Annotated in this window: 17 protein-coding genes; 5 read left to right on the top strand and 12 right to left on the bottom strand. The window is 66.3% G+C overall.

Annotation, left to right across the window (positions count from 1 at the left end):
- Nucleotides 1-13: 13 nt before the first annotated feature.
- Entirely contained in the window at nt 14-706 is a 693-nt protein-coding gene (locus J3E61_RS13465) for a demethylmenaquinone methyltransferase (RefSeq protein WP_210083885.1), read from the bottom strand.
- A gap of 70 nt (nt 707-776) precedes the next feature.
- Between J3E61_RS13465 and J3E61_RS13460 the strand changes: the two genes are divergently transcribed.
- Nucleotides 777-1,601, top strand: coding sequence for an SDR family oxidoreductase (locus tag J3E61_RS13460; RefSeq protein WP_210083884.1), 825 nt, complete (start codon nt 777-779; stop codon nt 1,599-1,601).
- A gap of 96 nt (nt 1,602-1,697) precedes the next feature.
- On the opposite strand, the gene J3E61_RS13455 is transcribed toward J3E61_RS13460, so the two are convergent.
- Nucleotides 1,698-2,825, bottom strand: a complete 1,128-nt coding sequence (locus J3E61_RS13455) for a glycosyltransferase family 1 protein (protein WP_210083883.1) — start codon at nt 2,823-2,825, stop codon at nt 1,698-1,700.
- A gap of 133 nt (nt 2,826-2,958) precedes the next feature.
- Here J3E61_RS13455 and J3E61_RS13450 point away from each other — a divergent pair, with 133 nt between their 5' ends.
- A complete protein-coding gene (locus J3E61_RS13450; RefSeq protein ID WP_210083882.1) occupies nt 2,959-3,648 on the top strand; it encodes a thioredoxin domain-containing protein in 690 nt (229 codons plus the stop codon).
- Here the strand turns inward: J3E61_RS13450 and J3E61_RS13445 are convergent.
- The 4 genes from J3E61_RS13445 to J3E61_RS13430 all read right to left on the bottom strand — a co-directional run bounded on the left by J3E61_RS13445 (nt 3,639) and on the right by J3E61_RS13430 (nt 8,184).
- The gene (locus J3E61_RS13445) at nt 3,639-4,148 is read right to left on the bottom strand and encodes a DUF3592 domain-containing protein (RefSeq protein WP_210083881.1); all 510 of its coding nucleotides are present in this window, start codon (nt 4,146-4,148) and stop codon (nt 3,639-3,641) included. The two genes, J3E61_RS13450 and J3E61_RS13445, sit on opposite strands and share 10 nt — an antisense overlap.
- Nucleotides 4,145-5,803: a 2-succinyl-5-enolpyruvyl-6-hydroxy-3-cyclohexene-1-carboxylic-acid synthase gene (locus J3E61_RS13440; RefSeq protein ID WP_210083880.1), complete on the bottom strand. Its 1,659-nt coding sequence runs from the start codon at nt 5,801-5,803 to the stop codon at nt 4,145-4,147. Before J3E61_RS13440 ends, J3E61_RS13445 begins: the two co-directional genes overlap by 4 nt.
- 52 nt (nt 5,804-5,855) lie before the next feature.
- On the bottom strand, nt 5,856-7,340 hold the full coding sequence (locus tag J3E61_RS13435) for a cytosine permease (protein ID WP_210083879.1): 1,485 nt from the start codon (nt 7,338-7,340) through the stop codon (nt 5,856-5,858).
- A gap of 64 nt (nt 7,341-7,404) precedes the next feature.
- Nucleotides 7,405-8,184, bottom strand: coding sequence for an alpha/beta hydrolase (locus J3E61_RS13430; protein WP_210083878.1), 780 nt, complete (start codon nt 8,182-8,184; stop codon nt 7,405-7,407).
- Nucleotides 8,185-8,295: 111 nt separating this feature from the next.
- Here J3E61_RS13430 and J3E61_RS13425 point away from each other — a divergent pair, with 111 nt between their 5' ends.
- A complete protein-coding gene (locus J3E61_RS13425) occupies nt 8,296-9,177 on the top strand; it encodes a DUF559 domain-containing protein (protein WP_210083877.1) in 882 nt (293 codons plus the stop codon).
- On the opposite strand, the gene J3E61_RS13420 is transcribed toward J3E61_RS13425, so the two are convergent.
- Genes J3E61_RS13420 through J3E61_RS13395 form a run of 6 tightly spaced genes read right to left on the bottom strand, consistent with a single transcriptional unit; the run spans nt 9,174 to nt 16,286 of the window.
- The gene (locus tag J3E61_RS13420) at nt 9,174-9,896 is read right to left on the bottom strand and encodes a DJ-1/PfpI family protein (protein ID WP_192725410.1); all 723 of its coding nucleotides are present in this window, start codon (nt 9,894-9,896) and stop codon (nt 9,174-9,176) included. The two genes, J3E61_RS13425 and J3E61_RS13420, sit on opposite strands and share 4 nt — an antisense overlap.
- A gap of 15 nt (nt 9,897-9,911) precedes the next feature.
- Complete coding sequence (locus J3E61_RS13415; RefSeq protein WP_210083876.1) at nt 9,912-10,904, bottom strand: GlxA family transcriptional regulator; 993 nt, start codon at nt 10,902-10,904, stop codon at nt 9,912-9,914.
- Nucleotides 10,905-10,946: 42 nt separating this feature from the next.
- The gene (locus J3E61_RS13410; RefSeq protein WP_210083875.1) at nt 10,947-12,092 is read right to left on the bottom strand and encodes an LLM class flavin-dependent oxidoreductase; all 1,146 of its coding nucleotides are present in this window, start codon (nt 12,090-12,092) and stop codon (nt 10,947-10,949) included.
- Nucleotides 12,093-12,138: 46 nt separating this feature from the next.
- Nucleotides 12,139-13,101 (bottom strand): o-succinylbenzoate synthase, encoded by a 963-nt coding sequence (locus J3E61_RS13405; protein ID WP_210083874.1) that lies wholly within the window; start codon nt 13,099-13,101, stop codon nt 12,139-12,141.
- A 9-nt stretch (nt 13,102-13,110) separates the two neighbouring features.
- On the bottom strand, nt 13,111-14,679 hold the full coding sequence (locus J3E61_RS13400; RefSeq protein WP_210083873.1) for a long-chain-fatty-acid--CoA ligase: 1,569 nt from the start codon (nt 14,677-14,679) through the stop codon (nt 13,111-13,113).
- 2 nt (nt 14,680-14,681) lie between these two features.
- Nucleotides 14,682-16,286, bottom strand: coding sequence for an amidohydrolase (locus J3E61_RS13395; RefSeq protein WP_210083872.1), 1,605 nt, complete (start codon nt 16,284-16,286; stop codon nt 14,682-14,684).
- 143 nt (nt 16,287-16,429) lie between these two features.
- Here J3E61_RS13395 and J3E61_RS13390 point away from each other — a divergent pair, with 143 nt between their 5' ends.
- Together J3E61_RS13390 and fadD8 are read left to right on the top strand one after the other, a co-directional pair.
- A complete protein-coding gene (locus J3E61_RS13390) occupies nt 16,430-16,900 on the top strand; it encodes a YciI family protein (protein ID WP_210083871.1) in 471 nt (156 codons plus the stop codon).
- A gap of 121 nt (nt 16,901-17,021) precedes the next feature.
- Nucleotides 17,022-18,632, top strand: a complete 1,611-nt coding sequence (gene fadD8, locus J3E61_RS13385) for a fatty-acid--CoA ligase FadD8 (RefSeq protein WP_210083870.1) — start codon at nt 17,022-17,024, stop codon at nt 18,630-18,632.

Below are 18,632 nucleotides of genomic sequence, written 5' to 3'. Positions count from 1 at the left end.
CCTTGACGTCCCGTCAGCTGATGGGTTTCGTCGCCGCGTGCAGCGCGACGATGCCGCCGGTCAGGTTGCGCCACCGCACCGCTGACCATCCGGCGTCGGCAATACGACGCGCCAAGTGCGCCTGGTCCGGCCACGCTCGAATCGACTCGGCCAGATAGACGTAGGCGTCCGGATTCGACGACACCGCGGTCGCGAGCCGCGGCAACGCCTGCATCAAGTATTCCTTGTACGCGGTCGCGAAGACGCGGTTCGTCGGGGTGGAGAATTCGCACACCACCAACCGGCCGCCCGGTCGCGTCACCCGCGCCATCTCGCGAAGGCCCGCGCTGTGGTCGACGACGTTACGCAGCCCGAAGCTGATCGTGACCGCGTCGAACACCCCGTCGGCGAACGGCAGCCGTGTCGCGTCGGCGCCCACCTTCGGCACGTCGCGCTGGGCTCCGGCGGCCAGCATGCCGACCGAGAAGTCCGCAGCCACACACCACGCCCCCGACGCCTGGAGTTCGACCGTTGAGACTGCGGTGCCCGCCGCGAGGTCGAGCACCTTGTCCCCGGGCCCGATCCGCAGCGCCGATCGGGTGGCCCGCCGCCAGAACCGGTCCTGGCCCAGCGACAGCACGGTGTTGGTCAGGTCATAGCGGCGCGCGACGGCATCGAACATCGACGCCACTTCATGCGGGTCTTTGTCCAGCGTCGCGCGGTTCACGGAGCCGACGGTACCTGTGAACATGCTTGATCCGGGAATGAGGACGGCCGCAACGGGCATTACCCCTCCCATGAGCAACAAGGTTTGGTTCATCACAGGGACATCTCGCGGGTTCGGCAGGGAATGGGCGATCGCGGCGCTGGAGCGCGGCGACAAGGTCGCGGCCACCGCGCGCGACACCGCCTCGCTGGACGACCTGGTGCAGAAGTACGGCGACGCGCTGCTGCCGCTGCAGCTCGACGTGACCGACCGCGACGCCGACTTCGCCGCGGTCAAACAGGCGCACGACCACTTCGGACGTCTCGACATCGTCGTCAACAACGCCGGCTACGGCCACTTCGGCTTCATCGAGGAGCTGACCGAGGCCGAGGCGCGCGGCCAGATCGAAACCAACGTCTTCGGCGCGCTGTGGGTGACGCAGGCCGCGCTGCCGTACCTGCGTGCGCAGCGCAGCGGACACATCATCCAGGTTTCGTCGATCGGTGGCATCACCGCTTTCCAGAACGTCGGCATCTACCACGCGTCGAAGTGGGCTTTGGAAGGTTTCTCGCAGGCGCTGGCGCAGGAGGTCGCGCCGTTCGGCATTCACGTGACGCTGATCGAGCCGGGTGGGTTTGCGACGGATTGGGCCGGGTCGTCGTCGAAGCGCTCGGCGCCGCTGCCCGACTACAAAGAGGTGCACGAGGCCGCGGACAAGGCCCGCAGCCAGCGCGTGTCCAAGCCGGGAGATCCGCAGGCTTCGGCGCGCGCCTTGCTCAAGGTCGTCGACGCCGCCGAGCCGCCGCTGCGGGTGTTCTTCGGTGAGCTGCCGCTGCAGTTGGCCAAGGCCGACTACGAAAGTCGACTCAAGACATGGGAGGAGTGGCAGCCCGTCGCCGTCGAAGCCCAGGGCTGAGTTCAAGCGCGAGCGACCGCAAAATGCCACTCTTCACGGGCGTGTCGCCGTACAAACACGGTCGCTCGCGAGAAGGGGGGTCAGGCGGGAGGGGAGTTAGGCGGCTTTGGCGCGGCGCTTGCCGATGACGTCCTCGTAGTGGCCGAGAAGTTCGTCGCAGATCGCGGGCCAGGTGCGGCCCAACACGCTGCGACGAGCGGCCACCGAGTACCGCGTGCGCTCGGCGATCAGATGGTCGACGGATTCGGTCAGCTTGGCTTCGAACTCGTCGACGTCGAGCAACAGCCCGGTGCGATAGGGACTGACAAGGTCGCGGGGGCCTCCCGCGTTCGGGGCGATGACCGGCAGACCCGATGCCATCGCTTCCTGCACAGCCTGGCAGAACGTCTCGTGCTCGCCGGGGTGAACGAAGACGTCCATGCTGGCGTACGCGGCGGCCAGCTCGGCGCCGTACAGCGCCCCGGTGAAAACAGCTGACGGCAAAAGGCTTTCGAGCTTGCCTCGGTCGACGCCGTCACCGACGACCACGAGTTGCAGGTCGCCGCGCGCGCTCAGCGACGCCAGCCGCTCGACGTGCTTCTCCGGTGCGAGTCGGCCGACGAACCCGACGATCGGCTTACCGTCCGGTGACCAAACCTGTCGCAGGGCTTCGTCGCGTGCCGACGGCGCGAAGCCGGTGATGTCGACGCCGCGGGCCCATTTGTGCACGCGCGGAATGCGGTGCGCGGTAAGGTTTTCCATCGCGGCGGTCGACGGCGCCAGCGTGCGGTCGGCACGGCTGTGCAGGTGTCGGGTCCAGGCCCACGCGGCGCGGGCCGTGAAGCCGATGCCGTAGCTCTCCGCGAAACCCGCTACGTCCGTTTGGAATACGGCGACTGTCGGCACCCCGAGGTAGCGTGCGGCGTGCAGCCCGCCGTAACCAATCAGCGCCGGTGACGCCAAATGCACCACGTCGGGATCGAATCCGCGCAGCACCTTGACCATCCTCGGCCGGGGCACACCGAGCGGCAGCGAGGTGATCTTCGGAAACATCCGCGACGGCACCCGATGCACACGGATACCGTCGTGAATCTTGTCGGCCGGCGGTTGGCCGCGCGGGGTGTCTGGGGCGATGACGAGAGCCTCGTGGCCGCTGCGGCGGAGATGCTCGATCACTCGAAGCACCGAGTTGGTGACACCGTTGACATTCGGAAGGAACGACTCTGCGACGATTGCAACGCGCACACCAAGAGCGTGCCATCGGTGCCTGTCGCCGAGGTTGCGTCGGGGCATACGACACGCAAATTGCTCGTGCAAATGATCGGCCGGTCCGCCGAGCCGATTTCGAGTAGGGTGCGCACAACGAAGGGCGGTTGACATGCGGATTTCCCGTGCCACGGTGGTGCTCGCGGCGGCCCTGCTGTTGCTGGTCGCCGGCTGCACCAAACAGGTCGCGGGCGCAGCGGAGTCCGATCCGAACAAGGCACCGCTGTCGATCAGCAAGGACGGCTACGGCATCGTCGCAGGCTTCAGCGATGCGCCCAAGAAGATCGAGATCTACACCGAACCGCAGTGCAATCACTGCGCAGACCTTCAACACGACTTCGGTGACCAACTCGCCTACTACATCGCGGTTGGCGAACTCGAGGTCACCTACCGCCCGATGACGTTCCTTGACGACAAGACCGGCGGCTACTCGGGCCAGGTCAGCAACGCACTGTTCCTGGCCGCCGAGAAGGCCGGTTCACCCGCGGTCACCGCGACCGGCACCGAGTTTCAGCGGTTCGTCGAAAACGTGTGGGCACACCAGCGTCCGGGCGGCACCCCGCCCACCGCCGACGAATTGCAGGACTACGCCAAGAAGGCGGGCATCCCCGACCCCGTCGCGCAGAACATCAAGGGCGGCGGATCCGCGGTCAACACCAAGGACATGGACGACGCTAACTTCGAGTTTCTCTACCAGATCGACTCGACCGCAATGGGCACGCCAACCGTCTACGACTTGGACAAGGGCGAGAAGCTCGACATCTTCGACAACGACTGGCTGAACAAGCTCATTCAATCCTGAACTGCGGCAGTCGTTTTGGATCTCCGCCGTTCCAGCAGCGTGACGCCGGTGAGCGCGGCGCCCGCGGTCAACCAGCCCACCACGGCGATCGAGCCCGCCGGAATGATCGCCAGTGATGCGTTACGGTGCTGCACCCGAACAAGATCCGGATTGTTCTTGTCGTACTCGACATAGATCCGCATACCCTCATCGAGTTCGGACGGGTACAGCACACCGAGTTCCGGTCGATAGGTGACGCGGTCGGGCGTGACGAATTCGATCGTCGAACGTCGCGGGCCGGCGCTGAGCACGTTCGCTTCGGCCACGCCCATGTGCCGCTCGATCTGCCGGTCGTTTCGCCACGCGCCGAACACCAGCAGCACCGACTGCAGCGTCACCAAGCACGCGGCCAGGATGATGCCGATGCGGATGCGCCGAAAAACCCGCTGCGCTCGAGTTTCGTCGGGATCACGTTGCAGCCGGGGAATCAGGAAGCGCCACAACGTAATCAGCTTGCTCATAGGGCAGCCTTGATCGACGCATGCAACGCGCGCAGCGACGATCGGTCGGCCTTCACCTCCAGCACCCGCATTCCCTCGTAAGGCTCGTTGAGTGCGTCGACCAGGCCGTCGGCCTCGATCTGCCTGCTCTCGACGTGATACGCGCGGCACAGCGCGCCGACGTCGACATCGTGCGGCGTGCCGAAGATCCGCGACGACACATCGGAGAACCGCGGGTCACCCTGCTCCAGCAGTTCGAAGATGCCGCCACCGTTGTCATTCGACACCACGATGGTCAGGTTGTGTGGCGTCGGCTCCGTGGGCCCGATCAGCAGTCCCGAGCTGTCGTGCACGAAGGTCAGGTCGCCGATCAACGCGATGGTTCTGCCCGGCTTGCCCACGCCCGCCTCCCTCTCGTGGGCCAGCGCCGCGCCGATGGCCGTCGACACCGTGCCGTCGATGCCTGCCACACCGCGGTTGGACCGAACCTTGATGTCGTGGGCGTTGAGGCCGACCAGCGCCGCGTCGCGCACTGGGTTCGACGCGCCCAGCACCAGCTGGTCCCCCGGCCTGACAGCAGCGGCGACGGCCGCCGCGACGTGCAGCCCGGTGGTCAGCGGATGAGCCTCGAGTTGGCTGCGGACCGCCTCGACCGCGTGCCGGTTCACCTCGGCGCAGCGGTGCAGCCACGCGGGGTTTGGCTCACCGGTTGTGACCGCTCGGGTGCCCGTGGCCTGCGAATTACCCGAGACGTCCGGCCAACGTGGCCCGGTGGTCAGCGCGTAGACCGGCACCGAAGGATCGGCCAGCAGCGCCGACACCGGGCGGTGCAGCGTCGGGCGGCCCAGCATGATGACCTGCTGCGGATGGACCAGTCGCAGCGCGAACGGGTGCAGCGGGTTCTCGGCGGGCGGCGCGGTCGGCTCGGCGACCGTCGGCAGCGCGGCGAGATTGGGGTGCACGCCCGCGCCATGCCCGGCGATCACGACCGTGTCCGGGGTGAGGTCGATGTCCAGCGGCTGGTCGAACGTCACCGGCGGCGTGTAGGTCCACGGCTTGCCGCCCGGCCGGCCCTCAGGTACGTAGCCGCCCGACGCCGGGTCTTCGTTGACGTCGGGCACCAAGGGCTCGCGCAGCGGGATGTCGAACTGTACCGGCCCGGCATTCGCGGTGCGAGATCCGGTGGCGGCCACCAGAACTCGGCACGTCGCTGAGCGCCACTGCGCGTTCAGTGCGTCCATTTTCTCGGGGGCGTCTTCGGCAAGGCCGAGGCTGATGTTGGCCCGCACCTGCGTGCCGAAGTAGCCCATCTGCTCGAAAGTCTGGTTGGCTCCGGTGCCCAGCAGTTCGTAGGGCCGGTTGGCGCTCAGCACGATCAGCGGCACCCGCGCGTAGTTGGCCTCAACCACCGCGGGCCCGAGGTTGGCGACCGCGGTGCCCGACGTCATCGCGACGCACACTGGCGCGCGCTCGGCGACCGCAAGCCCGATCGCCAAGTAGCCTGCCGTGCGCTCGTCGATGCGGACATGCAGCCGGATACGCCCGGCGCGGTCGGCGTCATGCAGCGCGAACGCCAGCGGCGCGTTGCGCGAACCCGGGCAGAGCACCACGTCGCGCACGCCGCCGCGAATCAATTCGTCGACGACAACGCGCGCCTGCGCAGTCGATGGATTCACCACTACAGCGTGTCACATGCTGCTTTGGTGCCCCTCGGGCCGCTGGCCGGGGTCACCCGGTGGCGTCGCCGAGGTGTTCCTCGGGACGCAGGTGTGCCTGGGCCAGCCGCTCCAGTTCGGCCGCCTCGGCCTGCGCGATCTTGGTCTCAGCCGCGACGTCGACCGACTTGGCCAGCACCCAGTACAGGATTCCGGCCACCGGCAGGCCGACGAACATCGAGATGTCGGCCCCGCCCAACGCGGACGCGACGAAGCCGGTGTACTTGCTGGTGCTCAGGAAGGGCAGCATCGCCGCGAACCCGACAAGGTACGACACGATGCCCCGCCAGCCCCACCGGCCGTACATGCCGCGAGGGTTGAAGATCTCGGCGATGGCGTAGTGCCCGCGGCGCACCACGTAGTAGTCGACGAGGTTGACCGCCGTCCACGGCACGAACAGGTAGAGCACCAGCAGCAGGAAGTCCTCGAAGTTGGTGAGGAAGTTCTCGCCGATGAGCAGGGCCGGGATGAGGGACAGCACCGCGGTGAAGGTGATGGTCGCGATGCGCAGGGTGCTCGTCGGCTTGATCTTCTTGAACGAGTCGATCGCGCTGATCAACGTGAGCGAACCGCCGTACATGTTCAGCGCCGTCACCGAGATGAGGCCAAGCGTCGAGAAGACGAGCGCGATCGCGCCGAAGCCGGAGAACACCTCATTGCCTGCGGCTTCGATCGACGCGATGGTGTCGAATTTGTCGCCTGCCCATGCGGCCAGTGCGGCGCCAAGGCACATCAACCAGATCGCACCGAGCGCCGAGCCCCAGTACGTCCACAGGAATGTCTTGCGCACGGTGACCGACGAGGGAAGGTAACGCGAGTAGTCGGAAACGTAGATGGCCCAGCTGATCTGGTAACCGGCGACCGCTCCGAACTGGATGAGGAAGGGGGTCCATTTGAAGTCGCCGAGATCGAAGGAGCCCGCCGGAAAGTTCAGCGTGCAGATCCCGATGGTGAGCAGTCCGAAAATGACGAGGAACCCCGCCGTCAGCCAGCGCTCCACTCCGTGGATGAGGTCGTAGCCAATCAAAGCCACCACCGCGGCGACAACCGTCGCGACGACGATCCACATCTTGCTGGGACCGTGGATCGTCGAGTGCAGGGCGTCGCCGGCCAGGATGGTGTTGAAGATGTTGAAGCCTGCGTACTGCAGATAGGCGAAGGCCCAGACAAGCAGCGCCCCGACGTATCCGAATTGCGGTCTTGACTGGATCATCTGAGGCAGCCCCAACTGCGGGCCTTGCGCCGAGTGGAACGCCATGAAGAAGGTGCCGAAAAGAACTCCCCCGATGATCGCGAGGAACGACCAGATCAGGTTGCCGCCACCGGTGACCGAGAACGTGCCGACCGCCAGAGTCGCGATCTGCGCATTGCTCATGAACCAGAGCGGCCCCTGACTCCAGACCTTGCCGTGGCGTTCGTTCAGTGGCACGTAGTCGATCGAGCGGACCTCGACCCCGGCGATGCGTTTCGAAGCGACGGGCGGCGTTTCACCAGACATGCGGACAGCTATACCCCCGTCGCCCCCCGATAGTTGGGGAACGGTCGAACGAGACGCACAGTCGTTATGCGGCGGCGAAGAATTGCAGGGCCGCGGCGTTGACCACCTGCGGCCTTTCGATGAATCCGAGGTGGCCGGTATGTGGTATCTCCAGGTAACGGCCGTTGGGGATCGCATCGGCGACCTCCTTGCCCAGGTGTGGGGGCAGCACGACGTCGTCCTCGAAGCCGATGACGAGCACCGGGGTCGCAATGCTGCGGTACGCGGCCAGCCGGTTGCCTTCGGGCGCGATCGCCAGCTGCGTTTTCAGGCCCGCCGTTGGCTTAGTCGGCCACATGGTGAACATCTCGATCCAGTCGCGCACCGCGACGTCGTCGTTCAGTGTTTTCGGCGAAAAGCTTTCCAGCAGACGCACTTTCGCGTCATAGGTGGCGGGCAGCTCGACGCCGGAGCTCACCAGGTCGAGTTCGGCGCTGCGGAAGAAGTCGCGGGTCCGGTCGTGGCGGCCACGGGTGGCCATCAGCACCGCGGACCTGACGAGTTCGGGCCTGGCCAGCATCAGCTCCTGTGCAATGAACGCCCCCATCGACACTGCCACGATGCGCACCGGTGCCACGTCGAGCTTCTCGATCAGCGCGGCCGTGTCCGCGACCATCGTGTCGGTCGTGAAACCGTCGGCATTCTCGCTCGCACCGACCCCGCGGTTGTCGAACGTGATGCAGCGATGGCCGGCCCGGATGAACTCGGGCACTTGATGCAGATGCCAGGTGCGGCCCGCTCCGCCGCGCCCCGCGATGAATAGCACGGGCTCGCCCCTGCCGCGGTCGTCGTAGGCCAGATTCACGCCGACGACGCTACTTGAGCGCGATTTCGGCGCGCGAATCCACGCTGAGCGACGGTTAGCGCGCCGAAACCGCAAGGGAACCGTCGGCAGAGCGACCGCGTCCATCACAAGGTGTTGGATGACTATCTGCGGAGCCAGGACGGTGTCCTCACGCTCGCACAGGCGCGAAGCGCGGGGCTCAGCCACGAAGCCGTTCGGCGCCGACTGCGGTCTGGTCATTGGATTCGATGCAGCCGCGGCGTCTACTTCGTCGACGACCGACCGTTCACCGACGCGGCGCGCATCCGAGCCGCTGTATGGGGCTACGGCGAGCACGCAGCGGCCAGCGGTCTCACGGCGGCGTGGTGGCACGAACTCACGAAATTCGCGCCCGACATCGTCGAGGTCACGGTGCCCCGAAACAGCCACGGTCGCAACCGCGATGGTTGCCGGTTGCGGCGTCGAGACTTGAACACGGCAGACATAGTCGTGCATCGACGAATACGTGTGACCGCGTTGCCGCTCACCGTGATCGAAGCTGCCGTGAAGCAACGCGGCGGTGCCAAGCTGATGGATGCGGCCCTGCAGCGCCGACTTGATTTGCACGAACTGTGGCGCGCGCATCTTCGGAACAAAGGCCGATACGGGTCTCCGCGAGCGCGGCGACTATTGCAGGCCGCATCCGACGGAGCCCGTTCAGAGGCCGAGCGCTTGCTCGTCAGGCTCCTGGGCGAAGCGGGAATTACAGGTTGGCAGACCGATTACCCGATCGGTGCGTACAAGGTCGACGTCGCATTCCCAGTGCCGAAGGTCGTCATCGAGGTCGACGGTTGGGCGTTCCACAGTGATCAGGAAGTTTTTCAATACGACCGAAAGCGCCAGAACTACCTCACGCTGATGGGTTGGCAGGTACTGCGGTTCACGTGGCTGGACCTAGTCGAGTACCGGCGTCGGGTCATCGCCGAAATCCGCTCAGCGATTTCGGCGCGCGAATCCACGCTGAGCGACGGTTAGCGCGCCGAAACCACTTCACGCGCGCGCTGAATTGCCGCGTCCCACAGCAGCCGCACCGACTGGCTCACCTGGTGCTGCTTGAAGGTTTCCTTGCTGAGCTGCGCGGTGGCGGTGGCCCTGGTGGCGGCCGACGCCTTCGACACGTGACCAGAGTCGAACGGCGGCTGCGGGTCGTATTCGATGGCCAGCTGCACCGCCTTGGCCTTGGCCTCACCACAGATCTCACCGAACAGCCACATCGCAAGGTCGATGCCTGCCGAGACGCCCGCAGCGGTGACGATCTTGCCCTCGTGCACGATCCGCTCGTCGCCAACTGCCTCGACGCCGAACGGTTTCAGCATCGGCAGCACCAGCCAATGCGACGTCGCGCGATGGCCCTTGAGCACGCCGGCGGCGGCGAGGATGACCGAGCCAGAGCACACCGACGTCGTCCAGGTCGACGTCTGATCGGCACGGCGCACCCAGTCGAGCAGCTTCTCGTCGCGGGCGTGCTCGAAGGTGGTCATGCCGCCGGGGACCAGAAGGATGTCGGGCGAGGGCGTCTCGTCGAACGAATGCGTGGCCCCGACGAGCAGCGAACCGGAGTCGGCGGCGATCGGCCCCGGCTGGTGCCACAGGAACCGCACCTCGGCATCGGGCAGGTTGCGCAGCACCTCATAAGGCCCAATGAAGTCCAGCGCCGTAAAGCCGGGGTATACCACTATCGCGATCTGCGTCATTGCCATCTCCTTTGGCTAGGCGAATGTCTTGCGGTATTGATCCGGCGAAATACCGAGCCGCCGAACAAAATTGCGCCTCAAGGTTTCCGCCGAACCGAAGCCGCAGCGGGCTGCGATCACCGTGACGGTGTCATCGGTCTCCTCGAGCTGGCGGCGGGCGGCCTCAGTGCGGATGCGCTCGACGTAGGCGCCTGGCGCCTCGCCGACCTCGTCGGTGAACAACCGGGTGAAGTGCCTGGGGCTCATTGCGGCGCGCCGGGCCAACTCCGGAATACTATGCGCGCCACCGGGTTCGGACTCGATGGCCTCTTGCACCTCACGGATCGGCGCCCGCTTGGCGCGCGGCATCCAGACCGGCGCCGCGAACTGCGTCTGCCCACCCGGCCGTCGCAGATACAGCACCAGCCAGCGCGCGACGGTCTGCGCGGCTTCGGTGCCGTAGTCGTCTTCCACCAGTGACAGCGCCAGATCGATTCCTGCGGTGACGCCGGCCGCAGTCCAGATCTTCTCCGAGCTGCGGACGAAGATCGGCTCGGGATCGACTGTGACAGAGGGAAACTCGTTGGCCATCTGTGCCGCAAAGGCCCAGTGCGTGGTGGCGATGCAGCCATCGATCAATCCCGCCTGCGCGGCGAGGAATGCGCCCGTGCAGACGCTGACCACGCGACGGGCGTTTTCGGCCGCCATTTGTATCCACCCGGTGGTGTCCGCGTTGCGCCGCGCATCGTCGACTCCGACGCCGCCGGGCAGAACCAGGGTGTCGATCGGGTCGCGTGGATCTGGCAACGGCTCTGCGAACAGAGCGAGACCGGTGAGCGTGGTGACCGGTTCGCCGCCGCTCGACACGACGCTGACACGGTAGCCCTCGTCAGTGCGACCCCGGCCGGCCAGATAGATGGTGGCCCCGGTGAACACCTCGAACGGGCCGACCAGGTCGAGTGCCTGGACGCCCGGGTAGCCCAACACCACCACCGATCGCATGAACCCAGTGTTGGCGACCGCAGTCATGGCGTCTATGCCCTGGGCCCCACAGATTAGGACAAGAGCTGGTCAGAGTCTTTTGATCCGGCTGACGGCCTGTGCGAACGCCACCGCAGAGGCGAGTCCTTTGCGAAGGTGACGCTGCATCGGCCCGATATTCGCCAGCACGACGTAGCGCACACCGTTGTCACGCCATTCGGCCACGCGCTCGGCGATCTCGGCAGGCGTCCCGGTCAGCAACCCGTTGCGGACCACCTCCGTTGGAATCTTCTTGACGTATGACAAGGCTTCCTGCTCGCTCATCTCTTGGGGCGTCAGATCCTGCGCGCCGGCGAAGCCCACGCCCAGCGGATGCTGGGCACCGTACTTGGCGAAGAATTCATCGGAGGCGGCCAACCCGAATGCCTTGATGACCTCGCATTCCAGAGCCTCATCGACGTCCTCTGCCGTGCGTCCCGCGACAGTCATCATCCATATCGCAGGCATGATCTTCATCGGGTCGCGCCCCGCGTCGGACGCTGCGGAGCGCACCGCCTCGAGGCGTTGCGCGTACTCCTGAGGACAGTGCGGGAAGGCTGGAAAGAATCCGTCGCCGTACCGCCCGACCGCACGCAACATGCGCGGACCGTGGCCTGCGATCCAGATCTGCGGCCACGTGCCCTTGAATTGCGGGAGGTCGAACACGGCGTTGCGGAGCGGAAAGAACGGCGAATCACGGGTGACGAGTTCGCCTTTGGAGTCCCACAGCGCCCGGATGGTGGCCATTGCCTCCTCGAACCGGCTGACCGGTTTGGTCCAGTCGACGCCGTAGGGTTCGTTGCCCTCGCGCTCGCCAGGTCCGATGCCAAGGATGGCGCGTCCGCGGGTGAGCAGATGGAGGGTGGCCGCGGCCTGCGCGGTGACGGCGGGGTTGCGCCTGCCGGCGTCGGTAACGCCGATTCCGAGGCTCATCCGCCGAAACCGGTTGCGCGCCGCGATGTGGCCGAGCATGGTCCACGGTTCGAGAACGGCGTCGGCCGTCGGCACGATCCGCGCGGCATCGGAATACTTCGGGCTCCACAGGGACCGCGGGAACAATGCGTTGAGGTGGTCGGGCACCCAGAACGAATCGACACGGGCCGCCCGGGCACCCAAATAACTGACGCGAGTGAAGGTTTCGGCGGCCGGCCGGGCGGCGATAAGCGGATCCATGATGCCGATGCGAAGGCTGCTCATGCTGCTCAGCATGCCGGGGCTCGGCGAGGCCGGCTAGAGTATTCGCCTACTCGACTATCTCTCGATAGCTAGCAGTGATCCGGTCCTGCCACCAGCGCCTGCGATCCGGCTGAGCCGCAAGGGAATCGAGTCGATGCGGATCCGGCGTCGCCCGTTCGACCGGCAGATAGCCGTCTACCGGTAGGGCAGGTTCCGCGACGTCGTCGACGAACAGCCCGCCGGTGCCCAGCCCGCAGGCGTGCTGCAGGTCCGGCAATGCCGCCGCGGCGAGCAGGCCCTGCCCGATGCCGACGGCCGAATCGAGCGCGCTGGAAACCACGATCGGAATGTCGATCTGCTCTGCGATCTTCAGCAGCTTACGCACGCCACCCAGCGGCGCGACCTTGAGAACTGCGATGTCGGCCGCGCCTTGGCGGACGACGTGCAGCGGATCATCGGCCTTGCGGATGCTCTCGTCGGCGGCGATCGGCACGTCGACACGGCGCCGCAGCACGGCGAGTTCAGGCACCGTCTTGCAGGGCTGCTCCATGTACTCGAGCGGGCCGTCGGCCGTCAAAGCCGTTGCGGCCGCGACGGCTTCGTCGACGCTCCAGCCACCGTTGGCATCGACCCGCACCGTCGGCACCACGGCCCGAACGGTGTTGACCCGAGCCACATCGTCGGCCAGCGACTGCCCGGGCTCGGCCACTTTCACCTTGGCGGTGCGCGCACCGGGGAAACGGCCCAGCACGTCGGGCACTTCGTCGGGGGCGACGGCGGGCACCGTGGCGTTGATCGGGATGCGGTCGCGCCGAACATCGGGCGGCGACTCGTAGGCGGCCTCGATGGCGGCCGCCAGCCAGTGCGCGGCCTCGGGCGGCTCGTACTCGAGGAACGCGCCGAACTCACCCCAGCCGGCGGGCCCGTCAATCAATGCGACCTCACGAACCATGATGCCGCGGAAGCGAATTCGCATCGGCAGCGCGACGACGTGCAGGCGGTCCAGCAAGTCGTCCAGCGGCGGTAGCACGAACCCAGGCTAGACCGTCGCGCGGTCGCGGCCCTCCCAGTACGGCTTGCGCAGATCCTTTTTCAGGATCTTTCCGGTCGGATTGCGGGGCAGCTCGTCCTTGATGTCCACCGTCTTCGGGCACTTGTATGCGGCCAGGTGCTCGCGGCAGTACGCGATCAGATCCTGCTCCGACGCCTCACCCTCAAGCTGGACAACGGCTTTCACGACCTCGCCCCACTTGTCGTCCGGCACGCCGATGACCGCGACGTCGACCACCGCGGGGTGTTCGGCCAGCACCCGCTCGACCTCGATCGAGTAGATGTTCTCCCCGCCGGAGATGATCATGTCCTTCAGCCGGTCCTCGACGAAGATGTAGCCGCCGTCGTCGACACGACCGATGTCGCCGGTGCGGAACCAGCCGTCCTCGGTGATCGCCTCAGCCGTCGCCTCCGCCTTGTTGTGATAACCCTTCATCAATTGCGGTGAGCGGAACCACAATTCGCCCTGCTGGCCCTCAGGTACGTCCTCCAACGTATCCGGGTTGACGACCCGAACCTCGGCATTGGGCACCAGCGTCCCGGCGCTCGAGAGGCGCTCCTCCTTGCCTGGGTCGCGGTGCGCCTCGGGCAGCAGATGGCTGATCACACCGCACAACTCGGTCAACCCGTAGGCCTGGATGAAGTCGGTGTTCGGCCACGCCTCGAGCGCAGCCCGCAGCAGCGGCAACGGCATCGGCGACGCCCCGTATGCATAGGTTTTCAGCGCACCGAACAGCTTGACGGCGTCCTCGCCCGACTCCAGCACCTTGGCCAGCACGGCCGGAACAAGGAATGTTCTGTTGGCGCCCTTGAGAATTGCGCCCGCCAAGGTCATGCCGTCGACGTCGCGCGTCATCACGCTGGGGAAGCCGTCGTGAATCCCGAACTGCACGTAGGACGAACCGCCGACGTGAAACAGCGGCATCGACACCATGTTCTTGTCGCCCTCGTCGAACTCGAAGCCCTCATGGGCGTTGACGGTGTGCGCAATGATGTTCTTCTGCGTCAGCTCGACACCTTTGGGGCGGCCCGTGGTGCCCGACGAGTACATGATGATGCACACGTCCTCGGGATCGACGTCGTCGCCGCGACCGACCGCCCTCGCACCGGACAGCAGCGCTTCGTATTCGTCGCCGTCGCCGCCCTCGGGCGTGACCGTGATGACGTGCTCGACATTGGTGAGTTGATCGCGGATCTTGTCGACGCCGTCCTTGAGCTCCGCGCCGACGACCAGGATCTTGGCGCCGGAGTCGTTGAGCACGTAGTCGAGTTCCTCAGCGGCCAGCCGGAAGTTGATGATCGCGTTGGCCGCGCCCAGCGACGCGGCGGCGATCGTCAGTTCGACGCATGCCGGATGGTTCTTGTCCAGGAACGCGACGACGTCACCCCGCTTGACGCCGCGTTCCTGCAGCGCGCCCGCCAGCCGGCGCACGCGGTCGTTCCACTGTGACCAGGTCCAGGTCCGGTCGAGATAGGTAAACGCCTCGTCGTCGGGCTTGGCCTCGGCCCAGTGGGCGGTTCGTTCGTCGAGGAAACGCGGCTCAGGCAGGTCGGACATGATCAGAGCGTGCCATAAACCTGCCTGCCTGCCAGGAAAGTTCCGCGAACCTCCAGATCCGCGATCTGCTCCGGCGGCACGGCACGCGGATCGGCCGACAGCACCACCATGTCGGCGTACTTGCCGACCTGCAACGAGCCCACCACATCGTCGGCGAACAACTGCCACGCCGCGTCGATCGTCTGCGCGCGAATCGCCTGCTCGACGGTCAGTCGTTCGTCCGGCGCGAGCACCCGACCGCTCGGCGCTTTCCGGGTGACGGCCACGCTGATGTTGCGCAGCGGCTCCTCCGGCGTCACCGGAGGATCGTTGTGCAGCGAGATGCGCATGCCGGTCTTGACCGCGGTGCCGCACGGCATCCACCGCTCGCCGTGCTCGGGGCCGAACAGGCCGTCGACGATCACGTCGCCCCAATAGTGGATCTGGTCGACGAACAGGCTGCACGTGACGCCGAGATCGTGAGCGCGTTGCAGTTGTTCCGGTCTGATGGCACCGACATGTTCGAGGCGCAGCCGATGGTCGTCGCGCGGCCAGCGCCGCAGCGCGTCTTCGTAGACATCGAGGATGGTGTCGACGCCTTTGTCGCCCTGCACGTGGCAGGCCATCGGCCAGCCCTTCGGGAAGTAGGCGCCGACGATCTCGGTGAGCTGCTCGCGGGTGTAGTTCGCGTGGCCGCACGAACCGGGAGTGACGCCGATGGTGCGCGTGGCGTCGGTGTCGAGATACGGGAAGGACAGGTCGATGTTGCCGACCCATGGCGAGCCGTCGACCCAGATCTTGATGCCGACCTGACGGAACATGTCGTCGCCGTTGGCCGGCGTCACGTCGGTGGTCATTGCGGGGGTGGAGATCTCGTATGCGCGCAACCGGACCGTGAGGTCGTCGCGCATCTTCTCCACTGCCGGCCGCAGCGACGGGTCGAACGCCATCTCCGAGCATGTGGTCAGCCCGGCCCGGTTCAGCCGTTCGCATTCCGCGCGGAGTTCGCCGGGAAAGTCGCTCGGATTGACGGCGCCTGCCACGACCGCGAACAGTGCCGCGGTTTCCTCTGCGGTGCCGTCGAGGTCGCCGTTCGCGTCGCGACCGAACTTGGCGCCCTTCGGGTCCGGGGTGTCGCGGGTCAGCCCGGCCTGCGCGGCCGCCGCGGAGTTGAAGTACGCCTTGTGCCCGGAGTTGTGGACGATCACCAGCGGGGCATCGGGTGCAGTCGCGTTCAGCCAGTCGAGTGTCGGCTCGGGTAGTCCCTGCTGCAGCAATGGATCCCAACCGATCAGGTAGGCACCCTCGGCGCCACGGGTAGCCACCTCGTCACGGATCGCGGCTACGACGTCGGCGGCGTCGCGCATGGTGACGGGCCGGATGTCGACCATCCGGTCGGACAACACGATCGCCTCCATCAGGGGATGGCCGTGCGCCTCGACGAAGCCGGGCATCACGCAACCCGCTACGTCGAGGGTCTGCGTGGTGGAGCCGATCCAGCCCTCGACCGCGGAGCGCCCGCCGACCGCGACGATGCGGCCATCGGAGACCGCGAGCGCCTCGGCCGTGGGCTGCGCTTCGTCGACGGTGAGGATGGCTCCGAAAATCACCAGGTCAGCGGCCGGCATCAGCCCATCCTTGCAGCGGGCGAAAAATTCTTTGAAGAATTTCGCAAGCCTTGTCGATTCGGGGCGGTTGCCGTTCGACGTGATTGCGAGGGGCCACTTGAACAATAATGGACGGGCCCTTCCCAACTAGAAGGAGACACACAATGTCGCGCTACATGCTGATCATGCGGGTCACCCCGGAGGGCGCTGCGGCCTTCCAGGACGCCGACATCGATTTCAACGAGGTCATCGAGTCGATGGGCCGCTACAACGAGGAGCTCATCAAGGCAGGCGTGATGCTGGCAGGCGAGGGCCTGACCGGACCCGACGAAGGCTTCGTCGTCGACTTCGACTCGGATCCGCCGGTGGTCACCGACGGGCCGTACACCGAAGCCAAGGAACTGTTCAACGGGTTTTGGATCATCGACGTGTCGTCGAAGGAAGAGGCCAAGCAGTGGGCGCAGAAATGCCCGCTCGGCCCCGGCGTCCGGCTCGAGGTGCGTCGGGTGTCCGAGTCCGAGGAGTTCCCGCAGGACAACCCGTGGATCAAGAAAGAGATCCAGTGGCGGGCCGACCTTGCCGAGAAGATCGCGGCCGGCTACCGGGCCGAGGCGGACAAGGCCGCGGGGCGCTGAGCACGGCGCCGAAACGGTATTCCGGCAGGAAAAGTTCGAGTAAGCGCCTGCTGGAATACCGTTTCGGCGGAATTCCGGGGCCACGCCCACCAAATCTGTAACACGTTCTAGTCTGGACGTCATGACGGACGAGCTGCTGCGCCATCCCCTGCACTCCGGCCATCTCACGGTCGGTGCTCTCAAACGCAACAAGGACAAGCCCGTGCTGTTCCTCGGCGAGACCACGCTGACCGGCGGACAGCTCGCCGACCGCATCAGCCAGTACATTCAGGCTTTCGAGGCATTGGGTGCGGGTACCGGGGCGGCCGTCGGGCTGTTGTCGCTGAACCGGCCCGAGGTGCTGATGATCATCGGCGCCGGGCAGACGCAGGGCTACCGCCGCACCGCACTACACCCTCTCGGCTCGCTGGACGATCACGCCTATGTGTTGTCCGATGCGGGGGTCACGTCGCTGATCATCGATCCGAATCCGATGTTCGTCGAGCGGGCGCTCGGACTGCTGGAGAAGGTGCCTTCGTTGAAGCAGGTGCTGACGATCGGCCCGGTTCCCGAGGCGTTGGCAGGCAGCAATGCCAAAGCCGTCGACCTGAACGCCGAGGCGGCCAAGTATTCGCCGCAGCCGCTGGTGGCCGCCGACTTGGCGCCCGACCACATCGGCGGGCTGACCTACACCGGCGGCACCACCGGTAAGCCGAAGGGAGTCATCGGCACGACGCAGTCGATCACGACGATGACGACGGTTCAGCTCGCCGAGTGGGAGTGGCCCGAGCATCCGAAGTTCCTGATGTGCACGCCGCTGTCGCATGCGGGCGCGGCGTTCTTCACCCCGACGATCGTCAAGGGCGGCGAGCTCGTGGTGTTGACAAAGTTCGACCCGGCCGAGGTGCTGCGGGTGATCGAGGAGCAGAAGATCACCGCGACCATGCTGGTCCCGTCGATGATCTACGCGCTGATGGACCATCCGGATTCGCACACCCGCGACCTGTCGTCGCTGGAGACCGTGTACTACGGCGCTTCGGCGATGAACCCCGTGCGGCTGGCCGAGGCGATTCGCCGGTTCGGCCCGATCTTCGCGCAGTACTACGGGCAGTCCGAGGCGCCGATGGTGATCACGTACTTGGCCAAGGGCGATCACGACGAGAAGCGGTTGACGTCGTGCGGGCGGCCGACGCTGTTCTGCCGCGTGGCGCTGCTCGGCGACGACGGAAACCCGGTGCCGCAAGGCGAAGTCGGCGAGATCTGTGTGTCCGGCCCGCTGTTGTCCGGCGGCTATTGGAATCTGCCCGACGCGACGGCCGACACGTTCCGCGACGGTTGGATGCACACCGGTGATCTGGCCCGCGAGGACGAGGACGGCTTCTACTACATCGTCGACCGGACCAAGGACATGATTGTCACCGGCGGCTTCAACGTGTTCCCACGCGAAGTGGAAGACGTTGTGGCAGAGCATCCTTCGGTCGCGCAGGTGTGCGTGATCGGCACCCCCGACGAGAAGTGGGGTGAGGCCGTGACGGCTGTGGTGGTGTTGCGGCCGGACGCGCCGTCCGACGACGAGGCGGTGGAACGGATGACCGAGGAGATCCAGGCCGCGGTCAAGGAACGCAAGGGCTCGGTGCAGGCGCCCAAGCAGGTGATCGTCGTCGACTCGGTGCCGGTGACCGCACTGGGCAAGCCGGACAAGAAGGCCGTGCGCGCGCAGTTCTGGGAGGGCGCGGGCCGCGCAGTCGGCTAG

This window comes from Mycobacterium sp. OAE908 (assembly GCF_017872775.1).
Taxonomy (GTDB): Bacteria; Actinomycetota; Actinomycetes; order Mycobacteriales; family Mycobacteriaceae; genus Mycobacterium.
The sequence above is the reverse complement of the archived record's forward strand: the minus strand, read 5'-3'. Positions and strand labels throughout refer to the sequence as shown.